21 protein-coding genes, 1 tRNA gene and 3 pseudogenes are annotated in these 23954 nt (G+C 57.6%); 7 read left to right on the forward strand and 18 right to left on the reverse strand.

Annotation, left to right across the window (positions count from 1 at the left end; all coding sequences use genetic code 11):
* Nucleotides 1-94 precede the first annotated feature (94 nt).
* Nucleotides 95-772 carry a GntR family transcriptional regulator gene (locus tag AKL29_RS09445; protein WP_018272919.1) on the forward strand — a complete coding sequence of 226 codons (678 nt, stop codon included), beginning with the start codon at nucleotides 95-97 and terminating at the stop codon, nucleotides 770-772.
* 37 nt (nucleotides 773-809) lie between these two features.
* Here the strand turns inward: AKL29_RS09445 and AKL29_RS43845 are convergent.
* The 8 genes and pseudogenes from AKL29_RS43845 to AKL29_RS41695 all read right to left on the reverse strand — a co-directional run.
* A pseudogene (locus tag AKL29_RS43845) lies at nucleotides 810-1277 on the reverse strand (acyl-CoA dehydrogenase family protein); the annotation flags it as partial.
* A 15-nt stretch (nucleotides 1278-1292) separates the two neighbouring features.
* The gene (locus AKL29_RS43850; protein ID WP_202814538.1) at nucleotides 1293-1970 is read right to left on the reverse strand and encodes an acyl-CoA dehydrogenase family protein; all 678 of its coding nucleotides are present in this window, start codon (nucleotides 1968-1970) and stop codon (nucleotides 1293-1295) included.
* Nucleotides 1971-2092: 122 nt separating this feature from the next.
* Nucleotides 2093-2860 carry a crotonase/enoyl-CoA hydratase family protein gene (locus AKL29_RS09455; RefSeq protein WP_050383941.1) on the reverse strand — a complete coding sequence of 256 codons (768 nt, stop codon included), beginning with the start codon at nucleotides 2858-2860 and terminating at the stop codon, nucleotides 2093-2095.
* 30 nt (nucleotides 2861-2890) lie between these two features.
* Nucleotides 2891-3673, reverse strand: coding sequence for an SDR family NAD(P)-dependent oxidoreductase (locus tag AKL29_RS09460; RefSeq protein ID WP_028336964.1), 783 nt, complete (start codon nucleotides 3671-3673; stop codon nucleotides 2891-2893).
* A gap of 18 nt (nucleotides 3674-3691) precedes the next feature.
* Nucleotides 3692-4942 (reverse strand): acetyl-CoA C-acetyltransferase, encoded by a 1251-nt coding sequence (locus AKL29_RS09465; RefSeq protein WP_050383942.1) that lies wholly within the window; start codon nucleotides 4940-4942, stop codon nucleotides 3692-3694.
* Between the two features lie 216 nt (nucleotides 4943-5158).
* Nucleotides 5159-5422, reverse strand: a pseudogene (locus tag AKL29_RS44560) (helix-turn-helix domain-containing protein); the annotation flags it as partial.
* Between the two features lie 3 nt (nucleotides 5423-5425).
* The gene (locus AKL29_RS09475) at nucleotides 5426-5839 is read right to left on the reverse strand and encodes a beta/alpha barrel domain-containing protein (protein WP_050383943.1); all 414 of its coding nucleotides are present in this window, start codon (nucleotides 5837-5839) and stop codon (nucleotides 5426-5428) included.
* Between the two features lie 389 nt (nucleotides 5840-6228).
* A tRNA-Ser gene (locus AKL29_RS41695) sits at nucleotides 6229-6333 on the reverse strand.
* Nucleotides 6334-6828: 495 nt separating this feature from the next.
* On the opposite strand from AKL29_RS41695, the gene AKL29_RS09480 reads away from it, so the two are divergent.
* The gene (locus AKL29_RS09480) at nucleotides 6829-8193 is read left to right on the forward strand and encodes a hypothetical protein (protein ID WP_160321722.1); all 1365 of its coding nucleotides are present in this window, start codon (nucleotides 6829-6831) and stop codon (nucleotides 8191-8193) included.
* A gap of 92 nt (nucleotides 8194-8285) precedes the next feature.
* Complete coding sequence (locus AKL29_RS09485; RefSeq protein WP_152977486.1) at nucleotides 8286-9452, forward strand: hypothetical protein; 1167 nt, start codon at nucleotides 8286-8288, stop codon at nucleotides 9450-9452.
* Between the two features lie 285 nt (nucleotides 9453-9737).
* Here the strand turns inward: AKL29_RS09485 and AKL29_RS41700 are convergent, their stop codons facing one another.
* The 7 genes from AKL29_RS41700 to AKL29_RS40440 all read right to left on the reverse strand — a co-directional run bounded on the left by AKL29_RS41700 (nucleotide 9738) and on the right by AKL29_RS40440 (nucleotide 16513).
* On the reverse strand, nucleotides 9738-10820 hold the full coding sequence (locus AKL29_RS41700) for a Kelch repeat-containing protein (protein WP_152977487.1): 1083 nt from the start codon (nucleotides 10818-10820) through the stop codon (nucleotides 9738-9740).
* A 1087-nt stretch (nucleotides 10821-11907) separates the two neighbouring features.
* A complete protein-coding gene (locus tag AKL29_RS09495) occupies nucleotides 11908-12699 on the reverse strand; it encodes a hypothetical protein (RefSeq protein ID WP_152977488.1) in 792 nt (263 codons plus the stop codon).
* Nucleotides 12699-13394 carry a hypothetical protein gene (locus AKL29_RS41705; protein ID WP_152977489.1) on the reverse strand — a complete coding sequence of 232 codons (696 nt, stop codon included), beginning with the start codon at nucleotides 13392-13394 and terminating at the stop codon, nucleotides 12699-12701. The genes AKL29_RS09495 and AKL29_RS41705 overlap by 1 nt, the downstream gene beginning before the upstream one ends.
* Nucleotides 13395-13501: 107 nt before the next feature.
* Nucleotides 13502-14275 (reverse strand): hypothetical protein, encoded by a 774-nt coding sequence (locus tag AKL29_RS09505; protein ID WP_050383949.1) that lies wholly within the window; start codon nucleotides 14273-14275, stop codon nucleotides 13502-13504.
* Nucleotides 14276-14332: 57 nt separating this feature from the next.
* Entirely contained in the window at nucleotides 14333-14569 is a 237-nt protein-coding gene (locus AKL29_RS09510; protein ID WP_082190523.1) for a hypothetical protein, read from the reverse strand.
* Nucleotides 14547-15482 (reverse strand): cupin-like domain-containing protein, encoded by a 936-nt coding sequence (locus AKL29_RS46610; RefSeq protein WP_082190524.1) that lies wholly within the window; start codon nucleotides 15480-15482, stop codon nucleotides 14547-14549. The genes AKL29_RS09510 and AKL29_RS46610 overlap by 23 nt, the downstream gene beginning before the upstream one ends.
* Nucleotides 15470-16513 carry a protein-L-isoaspartate O-methyltransferase family protein gene (locus AKL29_RS40440; RefSeq protein WP_082190525.1) on the reverse strand — a complete coding sequence of 348 codons (1044 nt, stop codon included), beginning with the start codon at nucleotides 16511-16513 and terminating at the stop codon, nucleotides 15470-15472. The genes AKL29_RS46610 and AKL29_RS40440 overlap by 13 nt, the downstream gene beginning before the upstream one ends.
* A 693-nt stretch (nucleotides 16514-17206) precedes the next feature.
* Here AKL29_RS40440 and AKL29_RS09520 point away from each other — a divergent pair.
* From AKL29_RS09520 to AKL29_RS46615, 4 genes are all read left to right on the forward strand, one after another.
* Entirely contained in the window at nucleotides 17207-18895 is a 1689-nt protein-coding gene (locus AKL29_RS09520; RefSeq protein WP_050383952.1) for a GMC oxidoreductase, read from the forward strand.
* A complete protein-coding gene (locus AKL29_RS09525; protein WP_152977490.1) occupies nucleotides 18885-19496 on the forward strand; it encodes a gluconate 2-dehydrogenase subunit 3 family protein in 612 nt (203 codons plus the stop codon). Before AKL29_RS09520 ends, AKL29_RS09525 begins: the two co-directional genes overlap by 11 nt.
* Nucleotides 19497-19504: 8 nt before the next feature.
* Nucleotides 19505-20428, forward strand: coding sequence for a ferritin-like domain-containing protein (locus tag AKL29_RS09530; protein WP_050383954.1), 924 nt, complete (start codon nucleotides 19505-19507; stop codon nucleotides 20426-20428).
* Between the two features lie 147 nt (nucleotides 20429-20575).
* A complete protein-coding gene (locus AKL29_RS46615) occupies nucleotides 20576-20860 on the forward strand; it encodes a nucleotidyl transferase AbiEii/AbiGii toxin family protein (protein ID WP_160321724.1) in 285 nt (94 codons plus the stop codon).
* Nucleotides 20861-21427: 567 nt separating this feature from the next.
* Here the strand turns inward: AKL29_RS46615 and AKL29_RS46810 are convergent.
* The 3 genes and pseudogenes from AKL29_RS46810 to AKL29_RS09540 form a co-directional block, all read right to left on the reverse strand.
* The gene (locus tag AKL29_RS46810) at nucleotides 21428-21919 is read right to left on the reverse strand and encodes an ASCH domain-containing protein (protein ID WP_082190527.1); all 492 of its coding nucleotides are present in this window, start codon (nucleotides 21917-21919) and stop codon (nucleotides 21428-21430) included.
* Nucleotides 21898-23226, reverse strand: a complete 1329-nt coding sequence (locus tag AKL29_RS09535; RefSeq protein ID WP_050383955.1) for an adenine nucleotide alpha hydrolase family protein — start codon at nucleotides 23224-23226, stop codon at nucleotides 21898-21900. Before AKL29_RS09535 ends, AKL29_RS46810 begins: the two co-directional genes overlap by 22 nt.
* Nucleotides 23223-23954, reverse strand: a pseudogene (locus AKL29_RS09540) (hypothetical protein); the annotation flags it as partial. The gene AKL29_RS09535 and the pseudogene AKL29_RS09540, both read right to left, overlap by 4 nt.

Genomic DNA, 23954 nt, shown 5'->3' on the forward strand with positions numbered 1-23954 from the left:
TACACATTTACGTCATACGCTACCAGCCGCGTCAAGGCTAAGTAATAATCAGGGACGAATCGGAGTTCCCAACGAGAGGCGGCCACGACCACCCATGGACCAGAATTTGCGAGAACAGGTGCTGCAGCGGGTGCGGGCCGAGATCATTTCCGGGCAAAGCCTTCCGGGCACGATGTATTCGGTGCCGAGTCTCGCGGCGAGCCTCGGCGTCTCCTCGACGCCAGTGCGCGAGGCGCTGCTCGAGCTCAGCCGCGGCGGCCTGGTCGAGCCGATGCGCAACCGCGGCTTCAAGGTGGTCGAGCCGACGCTGACCGAGTTGCGCAACCTGTTCGACATGCGCGAAGTGCTCGAGCTGCACGCCGCCGTGCTGGTCGCCGCCAATCCGCCAAAGGATCTGGCAGTCGTGCGCGGCTGGGCCGACCAGATCGCCAAGGCCGTCGAGACCGACGACGTCCAGCTCTATCTGGAAGCCGACCGCAACTATCATCGCGAGTTCATCGCGGCCGCCGGCAATGACCTGCTGACCGACACGGTGATGGGCCTGCGCGACAAGATGCGGCTCTACGGCATCAGCTCCCGCGCGGGCCACGAGCGGCAGCAAGCGTCAGTGCCCGAACATTACCGGTTGATCGAGCTCGCGCTCGCCGGCGAGACCGAGGCGCTGACCGCCCTGCTCCGCACGCACATCCGCTCCTGGGAGCCGATCTTCGTCGATGCATTGCTGCGCTCGAAAGAGCATGCGCGCGAGCCCCTGCGGCAGGCCCGCGGCTGATGCGGAGCGGAGGCAGATAGCCGGTCGTGATGACCGGCTAGTCCAGAATGCTCTTGTAGTGCTCCGAGAAGACATCGCGGCCGATGATCAGCCGCATCACCTCGGAGCTTCCTGCCAGTATTCGATTGACGCGCGCGTCGGTAAACATGCGGCTGATCGGATATTCATCCATGTAACCTGCGCCGCCGCGCAACTGGACGCCAAGATCGAGCATCTTCCACTCGACCTCCGACGACATCATCTTGGCCTTGACGCCCATGTTGCTGGTCAGGCGTCCGGCATTGTGCTCGGCCACGCAGTGATCGACATAGACCTGCACGAGATCAATTTCGGCATCCATCTCCGCCATGCGGAACTGGGTGTTCTGCTGTTCGGCGAGCGGCCGGCCGAACAATTTGCGGTCCATCACGTAAGTGCGCGTGATGTCGAACGCCTTGCGGCCATTGGCGATCGATCCGACCGCGGAGATCAGCCGCTCCTCGGCAAGGCCTTCCATGAGATAGTAAAAGCCCCTGCCGGGTTATCCCAGCACATTGGCCTTGGGCACCTTCACATTGTTGAAGAAGAGTTCGGCAGTGTCCTGCGCCGGCATGCCCATCTTCTTGAGATTGCGGCCGCGCTCAAAACCTTCCATGCCGCGCTCGACGATCAGGAGCACCATGGCATGCTTCTTCTCGGCGCCCGCGAGCTTGGCCGCGACGATCACCACGTCGGAATTGATGCCGTTGGAAATATAGGTCTTCGAGCCATTGAGCAGGAAATGATCGCCCTTGTCTTCCGCCGTCGTCCGCATGCCGGCGAGGTCCGAGCCCGCGCCGGGCTCGGTCATCGCGATGGCCAGGATGGTCTCGCCGCTGACGCATTTGGGCAGGAACCGGTCGCGCTGCTCCTCGGTGCCGAAGCGTTTGAAGTAAGAACCGACCAAGCGGCTGTGCAGCGTGTTGAACCAGCCCTTGCAGCCCGAGCGCGCGGTCTCCTCGATGATGATCTGCTCATAGCGGAAATCCTCGTCGCCCATTCCGCCGTATTTTTCCTCGGGCCAGATCATCAGGAAGCCGAGGTCACCGGCCTTCTTGAACGCGCTGCGGTCGACGATGCCGGCTTCCCGCCACTCCTCCATGTGAGGCGTGATCTCGCTGGCGAGGAACTTGCGGTAGGAGTCGCGGAAAATGACCTGGTCTTCGGTAAAGCTGCGCATCAATCACCCAATAGCGCTCTCATGGAACCCCGCCGGCGCGCGGCGAAGCATCGGTAAAAAGTTTAGAGCGCCGGTTCTGCTGCAATCAAAACCGACGCTCCGTCATCGAAACAGGCGATGCCCTACTTGCCCTTCCAATTCGGCGCGCGTTTTTCCGCAAAGGCAGCCGCGCCCTCGCGGGCATCCTCGGATACGAAGACAGGACCGACGATCTCCTGCTGCCTCTTCCACATCTCATCTTCCGGCCAGAGCCGTGATTCGACGATCACCTGCTTGGATGCCTTGACGGCGAGCGGGCCGTTGGCACCGATCGCTGCCGCGAGCTCAAGCGCGGCGTCGAGCGCCGGGCCATCGGTCACGCGATTGATGATGCCGAGTTGATAGGCGCGTTCGGCGCCGAAGAACTCGCCCGTCAATGCGAACTCCATCGCCACACGGAACGGCATCTGGCGCGGCATGCGGATCAGCCCGCCGGCCGCGGCCGCCAGCCCGCGCTTCACCTCGGGGATGCCGAACTTGGCGTTGCGGTTGGCGACGATCATGTCGCACGACAGCGCGATCTCCATCCCGCCGGCGAGCGCGTAGCCGTCGACGGCCGCGATCAGCGGCTTCTTCGGTGGCGCCTCGCTAAGGCCGGCGAAGCCGCGGCCGGGGATCGACGGCCGCTCGCCTTTCAGGAACCCCTTGAGGTCCATGCCCGAGCAGAATGTGCCGCCGGCGCCGGTGATGATGCCGACGCTCAGGGAATCGTCGGCGTCAAGCCGGTCGATCGCCGCGGCCACACCCTTGGAGAGGGCGAGGTTGGCCGCGTTCTTCGCTTCCGGCCGGTTCAGGGTGATGATCAGTATCGGTCCGCGGACTTCAGTGAGGACCGGGGTTTCTTCGGACATCGTTGGTCTCCTGTTGCCGTGCGCAATTGCCTAGCGCGGGGCCATGCGGATGGCGCCGTCGAGACGGACGTCTTCACCGTTGAAGTAGCCATTGGTGATCATGGTCAGCGCCAAATGCGCATATTCCTCGGGCATGCCGAGACGCTTCGGGAACGGCACCGACGCGCTGAGCGCGGCCTTGACGTTCTCCGGGGCGCCCTGCAGCAGCGGGGTGTTGAAGATGCCCGGCAGGATGGTGTTAACGCGGATGCCTTCGGCCATCAGGTCGCGCGCGATCGGCAGGGTCATGCCGACCACGCCGGCCTTCGAGGCAGAATAAGCCGCCTGCCCCATCTGGCCATCCTCGGCCGCGACCGACGCTGTGTTGACGACCGCACCGCGCTCGCCGTGCTCCAGCGGAGCCAGCGACAGCATGCCCTGCGCCGACTTGGCGATGCAACGGAAGGTGCCGACGAGGTTGATCTGGATGATGCGGTTGAAGGCGTCGATCGGGAAGTGGGTGGGCTCGCCGGTCTTCTTGTCGCGGCCGGCGGTCTTCACCGCGTTGCCGGTGCCGGCGCAGTTCACCAGGATGCGCTCCTGGCCATGCGCAGCGCGGGCCTTGGCGAAGCCCGCATCGACCTGCTCGTCCGAGGTGACATCGACCTTGCAGAACACACCGCCGATTTCCTTGGCGATGGCCTCACCTTTCTCTTCGTTGAAGTCGAAGATCGCGACTTTCACGCCTTGCGCAGCCAGCGCGCGCGAGGTGGCAGCACCCAGGCCGGAAGCGCCGCCGGTGACGACGGCAGCGACCGATGAATCGAGTTTCATGGCAATATCCTTTCGCGATCAGATGCGTTCGATGATGATGGCCGGCGCCATGCCGCCGGCGGCACACATGGTGACCAGGCCATAGCGTCCGCCGCTGCGCTCGAGCTCGTCGAGCGCCGTGCCGATCAGGATCGATCCGGTGGCGCCGATCGGATGGCCGAGCGCGATCGAGCCGCCATTGATGTTGACCTTCTCGCGGTCCAGCTCGAGGTCGCGGATGAATTTCTCGGCGACGACCGCGAAGGCCTCGTTGATTTCCCAGACGTCGATGTCGTCCTTGGCCAGGCCGGCCTTGGCCAAAACCTTCTTGGCCGCCGGAACCGGCGCGTTGAGCATCAAGGTCGGATCGTCACCCTGATTGGCATAAGCTACGATGCGGCCGCGCGGCTTGAGGCCGTGCTTCTCGGCATATGCCTTCGACGTGATCAGCACCGCGGCGGCGCCGTCCACCACGCCCGAGCTGTTGCCGGCATGATGCACGCCCTTCCACTCGAGGTCCGGATAGCGGCGCTGGATCTGTTTCTTGAAGGTCACGCCGTTGCCGAGATCGAAATCGGCAAGCTGCTCGAAGCTCGGCTTCAGCGAAGCCAGTCCTTCGGCCGTGGTCTCGGGGCGCGGGAATTCTTCGCGATTGAGGGCAACGCTGCCGTCGTCGTTGAGGACGGGGATCACAGACTTGGCAAAGCGGCCTTCATCGATGGCCCGCTTGGCGCGCTGCTGGCTCGTCAGCGCCAGGGCATCGCAGGCCTCGCGGCTGATTCCCTCGCGCGTGGCGATGGCGTCGCCGCACACGCCCTGGTGCGACTGCGGATGAATCTCGTCGAGCGCCGGATTGCCCGACCCCATCATCCGCGCCGGCTGCCCGGCCTTGGAGCGCTCGGCTGCGAGGGTCTGTTGATAGCTCATCATCTCGGTGCCGCCGGCGATGACGCAATCTTCCATCCCCGACATCACGGACGCTGCCGCGAGGTTCACCGACGTGATGCCGCCGCCGCAGAAACGATCCAGCGTCGTGCCGCTGGCGTTGATATCGTAGCCCGCCGCGAGCGCCGACATGCGTCCGAGATCGCCGCCCTGCTTGCCTTCCTGAGTCGATGTCGACCAGATGATGTCGTCGACGGTCGACGTATCGAGCTTGTTGCGCTCCTTGAGCGCGCCGAGCACCGTCGCGGCCAGATGCTGCGGATGCAGGTGCGACAGCGCCCCCTTGCCCGGCTTGCCGATGCCGCGCGGCGTGCGAACAGCGTCAATAATGTATGCTTCAGACATGCGTTTCCCTTTGCTTCGGATGTTTCGTTAGCTTGCGCTCGTACCGATAGTCCCAACCGTTTCCGCGAGGCGTCAACGGTGTGGCGTCACTGCAAGCGGCTCGGCAATTGAGTTGCGCTGATCTTCGAAGTACCCGAAGCGCGGCACCTGCCGGAGTTGCTGCTCGTCGGCGCAGACAGGCTTGTCGCAACCCTGCGCAAACAACGGCGCGCCGGGCGCGGCGGCGTGGGGACCGAGAGCATATTTCTGCTCTTGCGGCAGATAGATCAGCTGGCCGATCTGGGTGAGGGTCAGCGTGAGACGCGAGACCGTCGATCGCGGAAGACCACAGCGATCGGCGATTTCGCGATTTCCCAGGCGTATGCTTCGACCTTCGAAGCAACGCACGATGTCGAATGCGCGCGACACCACCTGGATCACGCGCCGGTTGTCCGTGCCGGCGGTCTCTTGCGCCATCAGTACCTCAGATCGACGTCCCATCGTTTACGCCTCACTCCTCATTTTCCATACGGATGAACGAAGCCCACTCTGCTTCGGACGGCAGACGCCGATCCGCGACATCACGGCCAGGCGCGCATCGCTCGCGCGCCCGAACTGATGTGCGGGATTTGGCGGCAGGGGTCCGCGGCGCGCACCGCGTGGGCGATTGCAGCGGTGCTGCACAGCTTGTTCCGGGATCGACGGTCTGACGCGATGGCCGGTCGCTCCGGCGTTCGGTCTGCCCGCGGTGATCACACCGACGTTGCGCTCGGCGAAGCGCGCGGCGGGCTCGGCAAGGTCATGCTCAGCCTGTTCGAGACCGCTGCGCACGGAATGCACGAACACCTGGTTTTCCAGCCAAGTGAAGCCGCGGCCGCGCGGGGCAAGCAGCTTCGGATGTCTCTGGCCGGCCAGCATCAGGCGGATTCTTTCCCTAGGTTTTGGGCTTTAATTAATTGATTAATTAGTCAGGTGATTAAAGTGGGCGCTCTCCCCTGTCAACCGCCCTCGCCGCAGGGCGCCCCGCGCTCAGCCCGCACCTTCACCCCAACGCCTGTCAGCGCAGTGATCGCGGATCCGTCGTGGTGAACTTCGTCAAATTCAGACCGCGGCCGAGCGGCGATCGAAATTCCGCGCGAGATAGCGGACATGCCCCGACAATTCGCCAGCCGGTGCGAAGCGCACGCGCTAGCATGAGAGCAGGGATCAGGGAGCGGCGTGAGGAAGCAGGCAATAGCGGTTGTCGGAACAGACGCGACCGCTGGCCGGGATGACCGTTACGAGGGCGAACCTAAGCTATGAAAGCTTGGTGGGCGCACCAGGGCTCGAACCTGGGACCCGCTGATTAAGAGTCAGCCACGGGTTGAGAACAATCAATGACTTGCTGGTCGCACCACTGGGCTTATCCGACCGAAAATGGGCATTCGTCGCACGATCATAGTCAGCGCACTGCCTGATAAGGGCCATGAGCTGACATCAGACACTTATCCTGCTGGCCACGAAGCCGGGGACCGCCTCGTGGCGCAGACAATTGATGTGTGTGTGTGTCAGAGATGTGAAACGGCTTGCGATAGTAGGAAGCAAAATCGAATTAGCTTCCTCGCGTTTCCAAAATCCTGTTCGGACAAGCGGCCTCCGTATCGGCGGGTACACGCGACCGGATATGTGAAGCCAGCAGAAGTCACACACGACAGCGCTTGCGCGCGGCGCCGGGGTTTTCTCTTTCTTGCTCCGCCGGGGTTTTCTCTTTCTTGCTCCACGGTTACGACCTCGCACGATCTCGTTCCCCATATGTTCACTTGGTGACGAGCAGTTTTTCGGCTGTTCTATCCACAACGCACCGCCACCGTGATTTTTTTTGCCGCTGCGGGCATGCCCGGTCCGCCAAACGGAAAATTAGGCGCAGCATGAGAGCTGAATTGGGACGGAGAGGAATAATTAAGGCGCTGGCAGCGACGGCAGGCGCGACCGTGTTTGGTTCGTTTCCAATCCCTCCCGCCAGGGCTATCGCGCCCGCAGTGGCGTTCGCGATCGTTCAGGTAGCTATCCAAGTCCTGGGCGCGATCCAGTCGCTCAATGCAAAGGGCGGCGGCCTGGGCGAGCAATTTGCCGCAATCAATCTCAAGCTGGACCAGATACTTCAAAACCAGATCTATGTTCTGCGGGCCATCGCTCAGTTGCAGAAATCTATTGATGCATTGGGACGTCAGGTCGGCGGATTGCTGACAGTAGAGCGATATCGGTCCCTCGCGATAGCGATCTATAATCTAAGGGACGACCTCCAGCGATTTAGTACCGTGCTCAAGCCCGCGGTCGAGCGGCGCAAGCGTACCCTCTCGCCGACTGCTATCGCCGAATACAACCGACTATTTAGCACCTTGGGGAACCTCGTTTCGGATACGCGCAATACATTCGCGCTTACGAACCTCGACGCAGCTCACACCGGCATCGAGGGCGTCAACAGCCTTCTAATCGTGGGCCCCGTGCTCCCGGTGTTGGTGTCGCTATTGGACACGTTTCGAAGCGTCAATCGGCTAACGCCCGAACTGGGATGGGCGCCATCGCAATATCTCTCGGCATCAGCAACCCTGCGCGATGCACTATCGATCTATGGAAACTTGCGCGCCAAGGAAGCGCAAACTACTCAGATTCAGGAAGCCACCGAGGCTTTCGCTGATGTCAACGCCGTTTCGATTTGGCCCGCTATTCGCGATTCTCTTATACGGCCCTCCAACGACGTTTCTCCCACCACCAGGCTATCCATTTGCTTCAGAACCCCAGTGCTTCGCGCATCCCCGGTCGTTGCTCAGAACCCGCCGGCGGTTTTCCGCAAGGTTACGGATTACCGAACGATCCAGACGTTTGCGATCGACTATCAGATTATCTCGCTGCCCAATGCCGTGCCTGCCCAGGTTGCTTACCCGCAAATGCAACTCGTCGCTAAGGACGGAATCACAGCTACGCAAGTGATTAGGCCACGAGGCGTATTCGAGACTGGAGCTGCTCTCCAGGCGTTTCCTAGCATTGTGGCGATCGACGAGCGCGGCGATTGCCGGGACGGCCTACTGGCGGTCGGCAAGAAGATCGCACCGGGAGGCCTTGGACTGCAACAGCCCGACGGCGCTTTGGACGACTCCTTCAACCAGCTGGTAGCACTGCTCCCGCGGTACAACAATGCGATCATCGCACAGGAACAGATCGCGCAATTGCAGACGCTCGCAACAGTTCTCGGGAAAGCGCTCGACACGTTTGACGTAGCGGTTCCGAAATGACGACCTTGCCCCGAAGCCAACCGCGGTCCGTTTGGATAGCCACGCTTGCGTCGTTGTCGCTCATTTGGAGCTCGACCTCGTCCGCGGCGACAGTGCCGCTTGATGATGCATTGAAGGGATTAGCCAACGGAATTAGACAGCACGATTTCGGCAAGACTTACGATAACCTCTCCAACGCTTTGGGTCGTATCAACCAACTTTACGAAACGGCGAATACGATCGCCAAGCCGGCAAAAACCATCGCGGGCGAAATATCCCGGGGACTGGACGCATTCAATGGATCGCCGAGGGAGCTCGACTCCTTGGTCACCATGATTGAAGCAGACACCAAAAGGCTGAATGAGCTCAACGTTCCGGTCCCCGACTTTGGTGATCCTGTGAAGGGAGTGGCTGCGGCCGACCTAACCAGTGGTGATCCGGCCGTAAGGGGCGCCGCATTGGACCGGATGCTCGCTCAAGGCGACAAACTCCGAGCGGAGTTCAACTCGGCCCTCGATCGCTACCAAAGGCTACAAAAGACAGTTGACCAGACGGTGACCGAGGCTATCGGTGCCGAAGATCGAGGCATTGCGCTTGAAAAGGTGCTCGACAAGCTAAACAACAGCGCCGCCGGTTTCGTGATGAATGTTTACGGCCAGCGTCTCGCTTTCATGGCTCTAGACATGACGATGTCCGTAAATCCCGCTCTCGCCGGACGCACCAGTGCGGCAAAAGCCCTCGCCAAGCGTTATGCCGACGCGATCGATACCATGCGCGGTAAGCTCAGACAGTACCGCCTTTATGAGAGCTGGGCTCGATTCTATCGATGGCAGGAGTGGATAAGGCAGTATTCCCCGCTTTCCTCACAGCTTAAACAGGCCGAGAATATCCTGGCGAAAGTCGACAGGCTCGGTGGATTGTCGTCCGATGGAGCGTCGCCGGGAACACTTGCAATCGCGCAACTCATCAAGAAAACCATGCAAGAAACCGGGGCGACGAAGGCTCAGGCCGAACGTCTCATAGAGCAAGCCGCTAGGAAGGACGCCGAGGCGGCCGCGCAAAGAGAGCATCAGGCCTTGCTTGGATTGGCCGGCGCAGTGAGTGGTTTGGGCAGCAGTGTGGCTGGTGGCACGGGCGGCAACACTGGTGACGCATCCGCTCCCTCGGCTTCTCCACCCATCTTAGTGCCTCGAGTGATGCGTTTCAGCGCACCTGATGGCGCCACCCAGCAGGCGCCCGAAAACCAACCCAACTTTGTCCCGATCCCTCCGCCGAATTGAGAGGTTGGCTTCCCAGCGGCAAAAGGATCTGGCGCGCATGCTTTCACCTGCGTGTCTGGTAGTCAGGGCGTTATTCGATGCCCGTTAAGCGGACCTCAACGATAGCTGCCGCCTCGGCCACTAGTCGGGAAGGGACAATACTACCCTCGGTATTCACAATCTTGGACAGGCGTTCACCGACCATCTGAAGACCGATTGACCATGCGCGCAAAGCGCGGCTTTCGGGATTGACCCGCCGGAATCCTGCGTGAGAAAACATCTGGTGTAAGACCGATCTTAGTTTAGCTATTGCCGGCCGACGACAGTAAACTGAACATCATTTAAGTAGCCCTCATTCCCCCGCTGAGCACCGCCGAGAACATAAACAAAATCGTTATATCGAACGGTAGCATGGCCCCAACGCGGGGTGCGAAATTGGTGTTTATCGAACCGAAACCGTCCCAACGCGCCTCCCGCTCCGACCGACGCAAACTGCACGTTGTTAAAATAGTTCCCCTGCCCGGCATTTCCTCCAAGCACAACAATAGAAGGACTACCTGCAACCAAAGTGAGTGTTGACGTGTGGCCGTAGAGCGGCAAATTCAAACGGGTTTCGTTTGTGAGCCAAGGGTCGAGACACCCATCGTCTCTGATTGGAGCGTATTGTATGTCATTAAAGACATCCTCAATAATTAAGTCACCCCACCCGCCAACGACGTAAAGGAACCCGTTCAGGACGAACGATGCCGGTGCTGAACGTCCGCCTTTCAAGTGAAATGGACATGTCTTCCACTGGCCGATTGATCCGTCGCCGCGAATTTGAGCGACCTCAATGCCGTCGAAATGTACCGTGTCCTTACCAACCTCTCCTACGCCAGCTATTGCAGCCAGATAATTCTCGCCCGATTTGGTAACAAACACCTCGAGTGCTAGGTTGGAACGTGGCGTATTTAGCCGATTTGGACTGGCATTCCATGAGCCCACCATGCCGTCTGGCTGCAGGTTGGCATATTGCACGTCAGCAAGCGTACCTTGCTTAGAGAACCCACCTACGATGTAAATGAAACCCTTATGCACCGCTACACCAAGGCCAGAACGCGGCTCCGGAAAGGAAGCCGTCTTTTGCCATGGCGAAATTGTTCCGTCGTTTCCGATGATCGCAGTTTGGACGTCGTTGTAGAGCGAGAAGGTATCACCGGATGCGAACAATCCTCCGAGCACGTACAGTCGATTGTTTACCAGCGCCGCCGCATGTGACGTTCGCGATCCATCAAAGGGCGTCGTGCTTTGCCAGTCTGAGAACGAAAGTTGCTCCGCTCGCGTTGTTTGCAGCGATGCGAAGGAAGAAATAAACAAGGCTAGCAATAGCGATTGCACATATTTTGTCATAGAGAACTCCTTTCGCGTGCTGTCGAGAGTTACTCAGTGCCGCGGGACGCCTATCACCCGTGCATTGGCGTAACCTACTAATACCCGCTGCGGCTGTATATGATACTTCATAGAAAGACCCACGTTCGGCAACCGAGGTATTCACCGAATTGAACCCACGGCGGCTGGCAGAAGGCTGGCCTCCAAGCCGGCTCAGGCCCTCCTTTCCGAGGTCTGGTAGTCTCAATGGAAAGCCCTACCGGGCTTCTCCCACCGGAGCGGAGAAGGATGGCTTGGCGCGCTGTATCAAATGGGGTGACGATATAGAAACAAGAGAAAAACCAAACAGCAATCCGGCCGCATCCGCCCGAGCGGAAAACGTCGCACTAGACTCGTTTGTTCTCGGCGATCACTCCGCGAATGCCTTGGAAAATGAGGGCTCTCCAATGGTGGGCGCACCAGGGCTCGAACCTGGGACCCGCTGATCGTCGCACGGCTCGAGCGGTAGCTAATCCCACTCATCACGTCGGCCGTCGAGGCCAAGCCGATCTTCCATGCCCTCAGCGCCTTGCGCGAAGCCGCAACAAGCCCCGCATTCCCGGCTGATTTTGCCAATACCGCCGATTTTGCCTCTCGGCTGTCGCTGGGCCTGCTCGGCAATTATGATGCCGCCTGGCCCAAGTCCGCCAAGAGGATCGCGGGCCCTCGTGACGGCCGTGCCGCAACGGTCCGACCCGCGGGATCGGCTCGAGGAGCGCCATCGGAACGCCGCCACCTCGGTGATGGTTGATGGCTGAGCGAATTAGGATGTCGGCTCGTATCCAGATCCACTGTGCGAGCGCGAGCGGCAGACCGCTCCCAATCAAACTTCGATCGCGCCAGCAATGGCGATCGCATATTGACTGGCGTGAAGATGGCCCTTGTTGTGGGCCAGAACGAACTTTCACACTGGATTAACCTGATGGGGCAAGGTCCTACCGAGACCACAACGACGAAATCGGCGTGCCGAAAGTAGGTAGGACGCGGCAGAACGGCAGTCCCTGTATGGACAATGTAATGTGCTAGGTGCGCAAATTGAAACCGACGACTGTCGTGCCGCCCAAATTCGCTATCGTACGCCATCTTGTACCAGACGATTGAGCGCAAGATATTCCTGACGGGCTGCTTGGAGGGCTACATAGACATGGCCCACTCCGTCCGGGCCGCCAAGACTGGGGCGGGCAGCGCAATAGTATGAATACGCAAGCCGCTGTCTATCTAAGGCGATGGCAAGAGGACTCTCGAGCTTCGTTTCCGCATCTGCCGACTCCAGTTTCAATGTAAGCAACTTGTAGGTAGCTTGAAATCGATCCGTCCGACTGTCCGGATCGAAGGTGACTTCGATCGGCTTTCCGTGAAAGTCCGTCGCCTTGAGGACATTAAACTTCTCTCCAAAGAAAGACCTGACCCATTGAAACCGCGGAATACTCTCTTCGATCTTGTCCTGGACAATATCAACCATCGATTCGACGACGCAGTTAGTGGTGAAGAGAGCTTGCTTGTATTTATCGAGCGCTTGATTTCCGATCTCGTCGATCTGTTTGGTTGCCTCTGTCATAAGCTGTTTGACAACCATATTGGTAAGATCGAGATTTTTACCGTACGTCCGGTCCAATCTGTCGACGAGGTTCGCGGCAACTGCGTCCATGGCGCGTAGATCTTCGCGAACGTTTTCATGAAAGCGCTCGTTCAATCCCGGAAGCAGGTGGGCCCACTGCTTTAACGCGTCAGCGACATCTTTAAGTCCATCTACATCTGCGTGGACACAGCCGGCAAGACACAAGGGTGAGCCGGCCTGAGCCGCAGCCGAGCCGAAGCAAAGCATTTGTGCAGCCAATAGAAAACACGCAATCCTAGACATCAGTTTATCTTGACATAGTAATAAAAGGGACTCGCAACCGTCGCGATCCCCATGAAATTGGTGCTTCCGTTTGCCCAATTCCCCCATACACCATGCTTCCAGTTGAGCGTTCGACCATGAGCAACAACCTTTCCGTTGTCGACCATCACTTCAAAATTGTCGACATCTTGCTCAAAATCGTTGTTTGCCCGGTTGCCTTGTATATTGCGCAGTCCAAAATGAAATTTCCAATTAGCGTCCGAAAATTGAGGGGTTCGCAATTGATCGACGACCTGCCCGGCTTCGGCTACACCATCAACGACATCTAGCACGATCCTCTGGCGCGAGAGAGAACGCAGGTCGGGCGCATAAGCCTGTTGAGTCATTTGCTGGTAGATCGAATTAGCTGGCAGCACCTTCCCATCTGCGGGGACCCACCTAGAGGAATCAAACTGAGGGTTCTTGCTGCTCAAGAAAACATCGGGTGGCAGGATAGATGCGATGACCGTGCCTACTGGCAGCTCTCGACGCGAAATCTCGGTGTAAACGGCGGACAATTTGTCACCGAAACTCTGTGCGAGATCGGCAATGCGTTTGACGCAATCGATTAGCTTCATGTCGGCCGTGCATCCACCCGACGTCTGAGAAGATGCAAATGGCGGAGACGCAAGAAGGAAGAATGCGAAGGCTCCCGGCAGCAGCAAGCGAAGCTTCATTCCAGTCCCCCAACCAAATTACTACAGCGCGAGTCATTGATCCGGCTCGCGAAAAGTTTTCAAGTGTTCACCGGCCGACAACGCATATTTGTCTTGATGGCGGCTTCTCAGCGATCTCGCAACAAAGGTGCGGTGGAAAAAAGCCCATCACGTTGGCGGCCCAATTCCTTATCAGTGTATCGATTGAATTCGCAAAATCTGCGAAGGAAAAGGTCGCGTACTGCCACCTCACTGAACTCGCGAGAAAGGGCGCCTATCCGAGATGCAGTATACTTGATATGGCAGCACTCATCACCAGCGAGCTTGCAAAGTGTGCGGCACAGAGATTCCTTATTCTCCTCGGGGCAATATGCTTGAAGCACCGGCTCGAGCAGCTTCTGATGAATGCGAGTTCGAACCTCTCCCAAGTTTATCTGAATAAGATAATCAAGCATCTTCCAGGGCGTCTGCAATGGCACATTGAGGCTTGTCTTCTCGTACGTCACTGACGGAAACTTCTGGAGCAGCGTTTGGCGGAGGTCGTCGGTCAAAGCGACTGGAAATACCGTATCGATCAACTGAAGATACATCCGACAGTGCCGCGCTTCGTCTCCAATGTGGATTGCCAAATCGGACGTGAGGTCTTGACTTTCGCAGCTATCCGCTACGGACGCCAGATCTCTAGAGCCCTCGCCCTCCTTGATGGCGTTTGATATGAGGGATTGAATGACCCAATAGGGATTCTCAACATGAGATCTAAAGCTTATACCGTACCCGGCCTGAAAGAACGGCGGGACTTCTTTTGATATCCCGTCCTCAAAGAGCGCGAGATACCGCTCAACGTCGTGCGCGCGCTCACTTCCCGCCAAGGCAGGAACGACAAAAGCATTCAGATAATTCATGCTAAAGACCCAAAATGAAAAAGCCGCACCCAATAGTGCAACTGGTTTCCAAGATCTTTATGTTTCCATTGGGCCGTTACATGCGATGAACGGCGCCATGCCGTCCGCGAACGGATTTGAGCTAATGCCAACGATGCCCGCGTTTATTGAAACTGTGTCAACCTTGAGCTTGTTGCCGTCGACATAACCTGAAATTCGAATGCCCTTGCCGCCACCGATCGCTTTGAGGGCCGCGACTTGTTCCTTAGTAAGTTCGAAGCTAAGTGCGGGTTCAGCTTTTTCCCTGTCGGCCATGCTTGAAAATCCCCTCTCCATATAAACGAACTAATCTGGCGTAAATAGCATATTTCTGGACCCCTGACAACCTTTCGATGTACTGATCTAGAACCTCAACCCCTCCCAATTCGCGAACGTCATTATCCCACACCAATTCTCCCAGGAAGGTTGGTTCAGCCATCTCCCCGCCCATCGCGGAAGCATAAAGTAGCTCCACTAATCGCGACGAGAACCACCAACGAGACACGGATACGCTAATCGAAAGCGACTGTAGGTAGTGCCAGTAGCGGGGAGGCACATAGAGCAGGTCCCCACTGTGCAAGATCGAATGAGCAAAGGATGGACAGCTAAGCGCAGTTGCGGGATCGAATGGCGAGACCGACGAATGCCGATCGGTGCCGTTCTTGAGTGGATAGGCTCGAAAGTATTCAGAATCCGCTGGGGAGGCTATCGCGACGTACTTCGATCCATGAACTTGGCAGAACAAGTTTCGATTGACCACGACTGCGTCGTGATTGTCCTGATGGAATGTCTGTACGGTCCCGTTTGGACCAACCCATAGGCTGTCGAAGAACATCGTATCCGGTCGGAAGTTAGCAGGGGATGGCAATTTCAGATCGCTAATTCCCAACGATCGAAGGTCCGCCTGCCGCCAATAAAAGTCTGTTCGATCGAGGTTGTCGAGATACTCTTTGGCCGAGAGCGTCGTTCGTCGGCTTTCCCATCGATGCTTATGTTCGATCGAGATCGGTGTGGTCCGAAGGAGTTGCTTTAGTGCTTCAGGAGAAAGACGCTCCTGAGCCGCTCTGACTATCGAGCACCCCCGCACTACGAAAGGGTGGCCAGAAATTATCGATTGATCAAGTTGGTCGCTACTCACCTCTTCCAGAGCAGGTGCTAGGCTCTGAGCAAGCACTGCTAGGGGCTCCATTCAACTTGGCTCCTCATTGCAGGAACAAGCTCAATATCACGCCGTCCTGACACATCGATTGTATACCGAAAATCTGCGAGCGAAACGCGTTTCGCTTTGTTCCAATCCTCCTGTAGGCTTGAGAATATAGCGGCGAGTTCGAGCCCGCGGTGTCCAACGGCGACGGTAGTGTTTCCGCGGCGCAGGACTGCCGATTCCTCAGCGATGTCGAAAAGTCCGAAGCCCATATCAGCTGCGCGAGACAGGTTGCCGGCGCCAAAGTTGACCGCCTCAAAGCGGCCGTCATGAAAAAACAGGTAGCTGCGCAGTGACAAGCTGTCTCGTATCGAGTCGCGAAATTCCTCCATGCTTGAGATGGTAATACGACCTAATCGCTCGATGTTGGGCAGGAGGTCGGTTACTGGTCGCGCCCAAAATGCTCGTTGCGAATACGTGCCGGTCGAGGGTACTGAAACTGACAACTTGGCTGACTTGACGAACAAGCGGTCACCCCGCCGTTCAAAAATGGTGAAACAGTCTCCGCCGCCCGGTATCTCAATTGGGAATGCGAGCCGCCCTCCTTCAGGTCTGCACGCATCAATAACAGCGCGCGGGATTCTCGATAGAGACGAAGTCGCGATCAGGACGTCAAAGATACCAAGCTTCGGAAGAATATCGTCTCCGCAATGTACGAACACATTTCCAAGCTCAGTCAGGTGCCGATTGTGAATGCTCCTTTCATATAGACTAGGGATGATTTCACAGCCGTAGACCGCTCCCGCTGGGCCGCACAATCGCCCAAGAAGAGCGGCAAAATAGCCGGTGCCGGAACCCACCTCGAATACCCGACAGTTTTCGAGAGGAAGCACCGTTTCGACAATCCATCTCAGGAATTCTCTGTCCGATATCGCCGACAAGACCAGTCCGTTATTATCACTGTAGGTCTTGACCGGCGAGGTACCGTTCGAAAAGCGCGCAAGCTCGCATTCGCTAAGGAAGGCTGTAATGTCCAACGAAGAAAACAATTGATCTAAGTGGTTGTACTTTGTCATTGAGTCCAACAGTATAATTGTTGTGGATCGCTCCGGTGATTGCCGAAGGCTTTGTGTTTTTTGTACACAGCGATCGACACAAGGAAGCTTGTATGATCGGTTGACCGGCTGCAATGGTGGGCTTCTGCGCAAAGTACGACGAGGGTAACTCTTTTTCCGATCAACTGAAAGTAGATGCCGGATAAGCTCGATGGGTCAATCCGAGGCGGGGGCATTGATCTGAGCGTGGGAATTGGGAGTAGTCCTATAACGCGCCGTCGGCTTCCCCTACATCTGCGGTAGCCGCGCCAGTCGCACGCTTGGCTCGTACAGAACCTGTAGTCCCTCGTTCGCCGACGCCGGACAATTGTGCGCATTGCCTGCTGGGTACCGTCGCGGCCTTTTCTTGTATCCCTGCTATCGGGTCCGCCGCGCAGCTGCCGCATAGGAAGGCCGCAGGGAGCCCCACATTCTCATTGTGCAGCTTCTCCCACGTATGCTACGTTCGCTCTTAGATTGTAAGACGATTTTGCATAGTATCCGAGGCAATCTCGCTCGTGGTGCCTGAGGAGAGCCCTGGCGCATATCGCAGCGTCGGGAGCTTGGATTTTGCCTGCGCCTTCGTGCGACTCGACGGCGCATGGCAATCGTATTTTTCGCCCGCGCTTGGCCGCAGGCACTAAATTGAGCAATTGGGTGCAGCGGGGCGGTCAGATGGGCGCGCAAGAGCCATTCGATATTGTCATCGTAGGCTCCGGGGCTGCAGGGGGAATGGCAGCATATGACCTGTGTAAGGCAGGTTTTCGGGTCGCGGTGCTTGAGGCCGGTCGCGACTATGATCCGGGCACCGAAACGCCCATGTTCATTTCTCAGCAGAAGGCTCCTCTACGCGGCGCGGCAACTCCAGACAAGAACAACGGCTACTATGATGCGACGGTTGACGGAGGAACGACCGTGCCAGGGGAGCCGTACACCACCGCAGCTGACTCGGAGGAATTTAGCTGGTGGCGGCCCCGGATGCTGGGGGGACGGACAAATCACTGGGGAAGGGTTGCTCTCCGCTTCGGACCCTATGACTTCAAGCCCAGGAGCCGCGATGGGTTGGGCTTTGATTGGCCGATGGAGTACGACGATCTAGCGCCTTGGTACGATCGAGTTGAACGGCTGATCGGCGTCACCGGCAGGCCCGAGGGGATTGAGAACACACCAGATCCGCCGGCTGGGGTCATGCTGCCTCCTCCGCCCCCACGCGCATACGAAATCGTCCTCACGCGTGCCTTTGAAAAGCTCGGAATGCGAGTCGCAGCAATTCGGGCGGCCATATTGACGCAACCTCTGAATGGCCGCGCAGCTTGCCTTTACGCTACCGCGTGCACCCAAGGATGTTCGAGCCGATCCAATTTTCAGAGCACGACGGTACTGCTACCGGAAGCGCAGGGGACTGGAAACCTGACGATTGTCTGTAACGCGGTCGTGCATGAAGTGGAGATCGATGCGACTGGGAAAGCAACCGGTGTCAACTTCGTAGATCGCCACACCGGAGATCAAGGCAAGGTCAATGCAAGATGCGTGATTCTCGCCGCGGGAGCATTCTCGTCGGCGCGCATACTGCTGAACTCCAAGAGTACGTTGTTTCCCAATGGTATCGGCAATTCTCAAGGCTTAGTCGGCAAGTACATTATGGATACGGTCGAATTTACCGTGAGGGGCCGTATCCCGCTGTTGGAAAGATTGCCCGCGCGCAATGACGACGGAATCTTCACGCCTCACATTTATGTGCCTTGGTGGTTGTACCAAGAGCAAAGACGGGGAGAACTCGATTTCCCACGTGGATATCACATAGAACCGAGAGGTGGGCGGAGGATGCCGACCATGGGCATCGGCGGCTATCTCGACGCGCAAGACGCAACGTACGGCCACGGCCTGCGCGAGCAAATTCTACAGAAATATGGCAGCTACATCAGCCTTAGCGGCGAAGGCGAGATGATCCCCAACGAAAAGACATTTTGTGAGCTGGATGCCGATACCAAGGATAAATGGGGAGTTCCTGTTCTTCGTTTTCATTGGAAATGGGGTGAGTATGAGGTCAACCAATGGAAACATCAGCAACTCATTTTCGGACAGGTGATTAGCTCGCTCGGCGGCACCGTCACGAGCGGCCCGGCCGAGATGCCGATAGGAGGGGCAGCGGTGCACGAAGTGGGTGGGGCGCGCATGGGGATGTCTGACACCGATTCGGTGGTCGATCAGTTCGGACAGTGCTGGGCAGTAGAGAATCTCTTCGTTCTGGACGGCGCCACGTTCGTGTCGAGCCCCGACAAGAACCCCACTCTCACGATCCTTGCTATCGCCTCGCGCGGGTCAGCTCGTATAGCTGAGTTGGCAAAACGCGGTGAGCTTTGAGGGCGCGATGGATCGATTGCCAGAAGAAGCGAATGCAACTGGGCAGCGGATCCCCTTCAAGGCTCTGAAAACGCGAGACGCGATTACAACAGCTGGATATGGCACCGATCCAAACGTGATAACACCGAAGACGCCATGGGACCCGCTCCTGTCTCGACACCAGTTGAAGATGGTAGCTGCTCTCAGCGATATTGTTTTGCCTGGCACTTCGGAGTTTGCGGCACCAAGCAAGATCGGCATTTGCAATTTTTTTAACGAGTGGCTTAGTGCACCATACAAAACCCAGCAATCTGACAAGGACCTTATCTTCCAGGGACTTGATTTGCTGGATCGGGAGTCACGTCGGCTCTACTGGGTTGGATTTCTTTGGCTGGGTAGGAAGCGAAAAGCCAGAGTCTTGGATGCAGTGATTGCCATGAGCGGCGACGCACGCAAGTTTTTTGCCCGATTTCGCTATCTTCTTGTCGGCGGATATTTCACCTCGGACATGGGCTTCGCGGCTATTGGCTACAAGGGCAATGTTCCACTTCAATCATTTGCGCCAGTGTCCGCGGACGTTCAGCAAATCATCGACGACGAACTGAGGCAACTAGGACTTTGAGCCCTTGCATGAACACGATCGCTGACTTTGTCTCGAGTGGCATTCACACGCTTTCCGAACTGAAGCGTGCTCTGCAACTCGCCATGCAGCTCGAATTCAGCACGATACCGCCCTACCTGTGTGCGCAATGGTCCATCAGAGAGGATCCGGATCGGGTCGAAGGTATTCTGCACAAGATCGTAAGCCAAGAGATGATCCACTTTGCACTTGTAGGTAACCTCCTTACGGCCGTGGGCGGAATGCCGAAGATTGCCAACAAGAACTTTCTGCCGAAATATCCGCTCAAACGTTTGCCCGGCGACATCCCGCAGGCGCTCCCGGTCGGACTGCGTCCTCTAACGAAATCGCAGTTGGCCGTGTTCATGCAAATTGAATATCCGGAGTTTCCCCCTATCGCGGTCTTGACGAGAACTCGCCCGGCGACGATCGGGGCCTTCTATACCACGATTGGGGAAGCGTTTCAGCGCCTGAGCCCGCCGCTCGATCCAGCAGCATCGTGGGTTCCGGTCCCTTTCGCTAAGCAGATTTTGACCGCGACCGATGCTATCACGAGTATAGATCGCATTAAGAACGAAGGTGAAGGTTTAGAAGATTCCCCAGAGGAGCCGAGTCCGGCCCACGACCTCGCACATTATTACCTATTTAAAGAAGTTCACGTCGGTCGCCGGCTGATCAGAGTGGATGGGAATTGGAAGTTTGAAGGCGCGCCTATATCGATGCCAGAAGTGTTTAGCTTTCGCAGATGTATCGGACATCGCAAAGATCGCGCCCACTTCAGGATCGTACTCTCCCGGTTACTCACGCACTTGGAGCATTGCTGGTCCAGCGGCAGAGCGGTGGACGTTCCGGCAATGTTTGAGCTTAAGCTCGCGGGTCGCGCATTGGTAGAAAGGGGTATCCGCCCCGAGTTTGAATGGATGGACCACTCTTAACGAACGCTCACGAAACGACGACGTGAATCCGGAACCGGTTCTGAAATGCGCTGAGATTGCAGGGTATTTCGAGGCGCGTGGTTGCATCCGCCTATCGAGCATTGAAGACTGTGACTGGAGAAGCAAACCAAGCCTTGGAGACTGTCCTTGACCAGTTGGCGTCAGCTCCTTAGTCGAACCATTATCGGCCTCGAGCAACTCGAGCAGCAGGGTCAGGCTGTTCCGGATTGGATTCTAGCAGGCGGCACTGCCTTGATGCTGCATTCTGAACATCGGTTGAGCAGAGACATAGACGCGGTCATTGACGACCCACAATACTGGGCATCCTGTCGCCGGACGTCACCGACGTTTGGGATTGCCCTACCTGGTACAAGGCGGCGCACTACTGACGCTCGAATATGCAGAGGGCGAGATCGATTTCACCGTGACTAGCCCCCTATCCGATCTCGTCACGACATTTTGGTAAGGACGATCTCACCGATCTGTCCGCTAAGCGCAATGCCACAATCGAGAATGAGTATCCGGCGGAAATTGCGCTCAAGAAGATGCACTATCGCCCGACAATGCTCAAGTCCCGCGACATCTTCGAGTTCCACTGAGCACGAGGCTTTGGTTGGCAAATTGAATGTAATGTCGGACAAGAAAGAGCGCGCTGATCAAGCGGCTTGCGGGCATCGATCCCGAGTTCTTGCAGGCCGAACTGGATGAACTCAATATCCAAGACGTTTGGGACGACCAGAAAAGGAATTGTCTCCAGACAGTACGGTCGTTGGTGGAACAAATCCCTTGAATGCAACCCGGTAGACCGAGGGGGTGTCCCCGGGTGCACGCCATGCGCAGATGGGAAACGCTCGACGAGCCAATCGCAACGGCGGCGGCTACGGCAAAGTCCACGACGAGGACACTGTACAAGTGGAAAGGCCCGCTCGGCGAGAGTGGTGCCGCGTGCAGCGCATTACGCGAACGCCCGCACACGGGTTGAGGTGCTTTCACACTCCTCTAGGTGGCTTGGGCTTCGCCCGCGAACGGAAGGACAACCAATCGCGCTACTATCTCCGCATCTGGTCGATAGAGGCCCCGGTTTCCTGGTGCGGCTAAGGGCCTCGCTAACCGTACCGGATCTGCAACCACCCAGCCGAAAACGTTCGCTGGGCATTCCCCCAGATCCAAGTGCGTGGAGCGCCATGCCTCCCAGCGCTCGCCGTCAAGAGGCACGACATCGCGCAGACGAAATGCGCCAACGAAGCCACCTGTGAACGGCGACGTGAACCCAAATCGGTCGCAGCCTGCTTGGTCAAAGGTCCTTCCCGTATGAAGCCATACCCATCCGCGATGCTGAGTGGACCACTGGCGCAATTCCACCTTCTTCCGTTCAAGCAAGATTAGTTCCGCCCAAGGCTGACGGATGCTGAGACATGGTGCATCTGTCAGCAGGCGACGCAGCTCGCTGAAATCGTTAAACACCGGTTTCACGCGTACGTCCTCGTCCACTCTTCAGCAAAACGACGGTAAAGTGCGAAGGCCTCCGTGGGTGTCATCTCACCGCCATTTCCGAGCGCGATTCGGGTCGCAGCAGGAACGATTTCCATAAAATCATAGACATCGAAACTCTCATCGAGCAGCCGTTCAGCGAACGCCGAATACGACTCATAATGCACTCTGACGACAGGATCGCGCAGCCCCCGTCGACTTCCGTTTGTAAAGTCGACGGCCGAGGTGGTATCGTCCGCCCCAAGCGCGGCCCTTCGCACAAGGCATGGAACGCACGCACCACAGGGTTCGCCATTTCTCTTGCGAGGTCTACCCGCCACAATGGTTTTCGAGCTAAGATACCAGCAGGTCTCTGTCTGAGCGATAACGTTCTTGAATTGCTCTTTTGCAAGTCGGCTCCTCAATAGTTCAACCGCTTCCCCTTTCGTCCTATTTAGGAATGGATTGCGCACGTTGATGGCCCGCCTGGTCAAGATCTTGAACAAGCTCGCGAGATGCTGATGTACGAGCGGATGAGCGTGTCTTGTGATGCGGTACAGATCAAGCGGTTCTAAAGCTAACGCCAGCGGCCCATTTTCGAACTGAAGCACTGACTTGGCGCGCGTAGTATCGGCAAAGAGAAGAGCCAGCGCAAGGAACAGGAAGGAGCGATACATGAACTGGCCGCCGACGCGCGGAGCCGCTTCAGAAATATTCCAACTGCTGCCTATCTGGATCAGCCGGCCGAATCCCATTTCCTTGGCTATGCTCTCCTGTTTCACGCGATTTCGTGCGTAGTACGCGACAAGGAGCGTCCTATCGGCCTGTTCCATCAACGTCGCTAAGCCGCTGGTGCTGTCAAGACCACCCGAGAAGAGCATCACATTTTCAATGGATTCGCGTCCGCTTGCTTTCTTTTTGGACGTCGCCTTCTTCGGCCTACCCTTGCCAAACACGAGGTCAGCGGAAGTTGTCTCGGCCGTCCGTTTGGTGAAATCGAATATCCATTCGGCATTGCCCTGAACCCGCAATAGCGCGCTCAGTTCGCTTTTTGCGGCCGACGTCCACCGCGCAGGCCGGCGCAATGGCATAGTGACATGCACCTGCTTGGCCCTAACACCCGTCGTACGCTTCGGCTGCCGGCGATCAAACTCATGCACAGTGCGCGCGATTTCCAGCAGATCGAGCAACGCCGGACCCGCTCCTGTTCCATCCAAGCCGTGTGCGGACCAGGTGAGGGTCGCCAAATCCAGCTTAAGCGTTTTTTGAGGATCACGCGGCAATCGCATTGTGGCGGCGATATCGACTGGAAGCTTTCGCCTGGTCATTTTCCGCCTCCTGCATAGACCGCGAAATCGTCTGCAATCGTCCGCATGATGTCACGAAAGGACACGCCCTCCTTTCGGCTACGATCGCTGAATTTATCCGTCCAGCTCTCTGCGATTTGGCTGCTTGCATCGCCGATGACCGCGCGGGCTTCTGCGCTGAGTTTGAGCAGGTCGCCACGCACGGTGTTTGCGATGATCCCACCGAGAAAAAAGCCGGCCGTGTTCGCCAAAGGCTGCGCGTCAAACTTAGCGCCGAGATTCTGGATGGGCGTCTCGTAATAGAGGTCGTGTCCGTTGTTGACCGTTCGCATCAGGACATCCGTTACCGCACGCCTTACGATTCGTTCAAAGCGTTCATCTGTACTGGGACTTTGACCAGCTTGGCAGATGACGTCGGCCAGATCCGCCAAAGTACCATCAGCCGATCCGCCGATCTTTGAGACGGCTGCGCCCAGCACGGTAGCGCCGCCGCGCAAATCGGCTTCGATCGACAGCAGACGCTGATAAGAAGCTGTGAGCATCTGGTCCGACAGCATGGCGCGCACGAACGCCGAGCGTGTGCGATCCTGCAGCATTTCGTAGATTTGCTTGCTTACCTTTGCAATCTCGGGCTTGGCATTGACAGCGTTTGTGAGCTTGTTGAGCTTCAAGATGCGGTCATGCGCCGAATCCGTGCCTTGGCCGCCGCCGCCCCCACCACTGCTGCCGCCTCCTCCTCCGCCACCGCC

The organism is Bradyrhizobium pachyrhizi, from assembly GCF_001189245.1.
Taxonomy (GTDB): domain Bacteria; phylum Pseudomonadota; class Alphaproteobacteria; order Rhizobiales; family Xanthobacteraceae; genus Bradyrhizobium; species Bradyrhizobium pachyrhizi.

Coding starts and splice junctions, on each gene's coding strand:
- AKL29_RS09475 (WP_050383943.1), bottom strand. CDS start 5,839: ATGCTGGCCGGCCAGAGACATCCGAAGCTGCTTGCCCCGCGCGGCCGC.
- AKL29_RS41700 (WP_152977487.1), bottom strand. CDS start 10,820: ATGACAAAATATGTGCAATCGCTATTGCTAGCCTTGTTTATTTCTTCC.
- AKL29_RS09480 (WP_160321722.1), top strand. CDS start 6,829: ATGAGAGCTGAATTGGGACGGAGAGGAATAATTAAGGCGCTGGCAGCG.
- AKL29_RS09495 (WP_152977488.1), bottom strand. CDS start 12,699: ATGTCTAGGATTGCGTGTTTTCTATTGGCTGCACAAATGCTTTGCTTC.
- AKL29_RS09445 (WP_018272919.1), top strand. CDS start 95: ATGGACCAGAATTTGCGAGAACAGGTGCTGCAGCGGGTGCGGGCCGAG.
- AKL29_RS43850 (WP_202814538.1), bottom strand. CDS start 1,970: ATGCGCAGCTTTACCGAAGACCAGGTCATTTTCCGCGACTCCTACCGC.
- AKL29_RS09505 (WP_050383949.1), bottom strand. CDS start 14,275: ATGAATTATCTGAATGCTTTTGTCGTTCCTGCCTTGGCGGGAAGTGAG.
- AKL29_RS09460 (WP_028336964.1), bottom strand. CDS start 3,673: ATGAAACTCGATTCATCGGTCGCTGCCGTCGTCACCGGCGGCGCTTCC.
- AKL29_RS09455 (WP_050383941.1), bottom strand. CDS start 2,860: ATGTCCGAAGAAACCCCGGTCCTCACTGAAGTCCGCGGACCGATACTG.
- AKL29_RS40440 (WP_082190525.1), bottom strand. CDS start 16,513: ATGACAAAGTACAACCACTTAGATCAATTGTTTTCTTCGTTGGACATT.
- AKL29_RS09520 (WP_050383952.1), top strand. CDS start 17,207: ATGGGCGCGCAAGAGCCATTCGATATTGTCATCGTAGGCTCCGGGGCT.
- AKL29_RS09510 (WP_082190523.1), bottom strand. CDS start 14,569: ATGGCCGACAGGGAAAAAGCTGAACCCGCACTTAGCTTCGAACTTACT.
- AKL29_RS46610 (WP_082190524.1), bottom strand. CDS start 15,482: ATGGAGCCCCTAGCAGTGCTTGCTCAGAGCCTAGCACCTGCTCTGGAA.
- AKL29_RS09465 (WP_050383942.1), bottom strand. CDS start 4,942: ATGTCTGAAGCATACATTATTGACGCTGTTCGCACGCCGCGCGGCATC.
- AKL29_RS09535 (WP_050383955.1), bottom strand. CDS start 23,226: ATGACCAGGCGAAAGCTTCCAGTCGATATCGCCGCCACAATGCGATTG.
- AKL29_RS09530 (WP_050383954.1), top strand. CDS start 19,505: ATGAACACGATCGCTGACTTTGTCTCGAGTGGCATTCACACGCTTTCC.
- AKL29_RS41705 (WP_152977489.1), bottom strand. CDS start 13,394: ATGAAGCTTCGCTTGCTGCTGCCGGGAGCCTTCGCATTCTTCCTTCTT.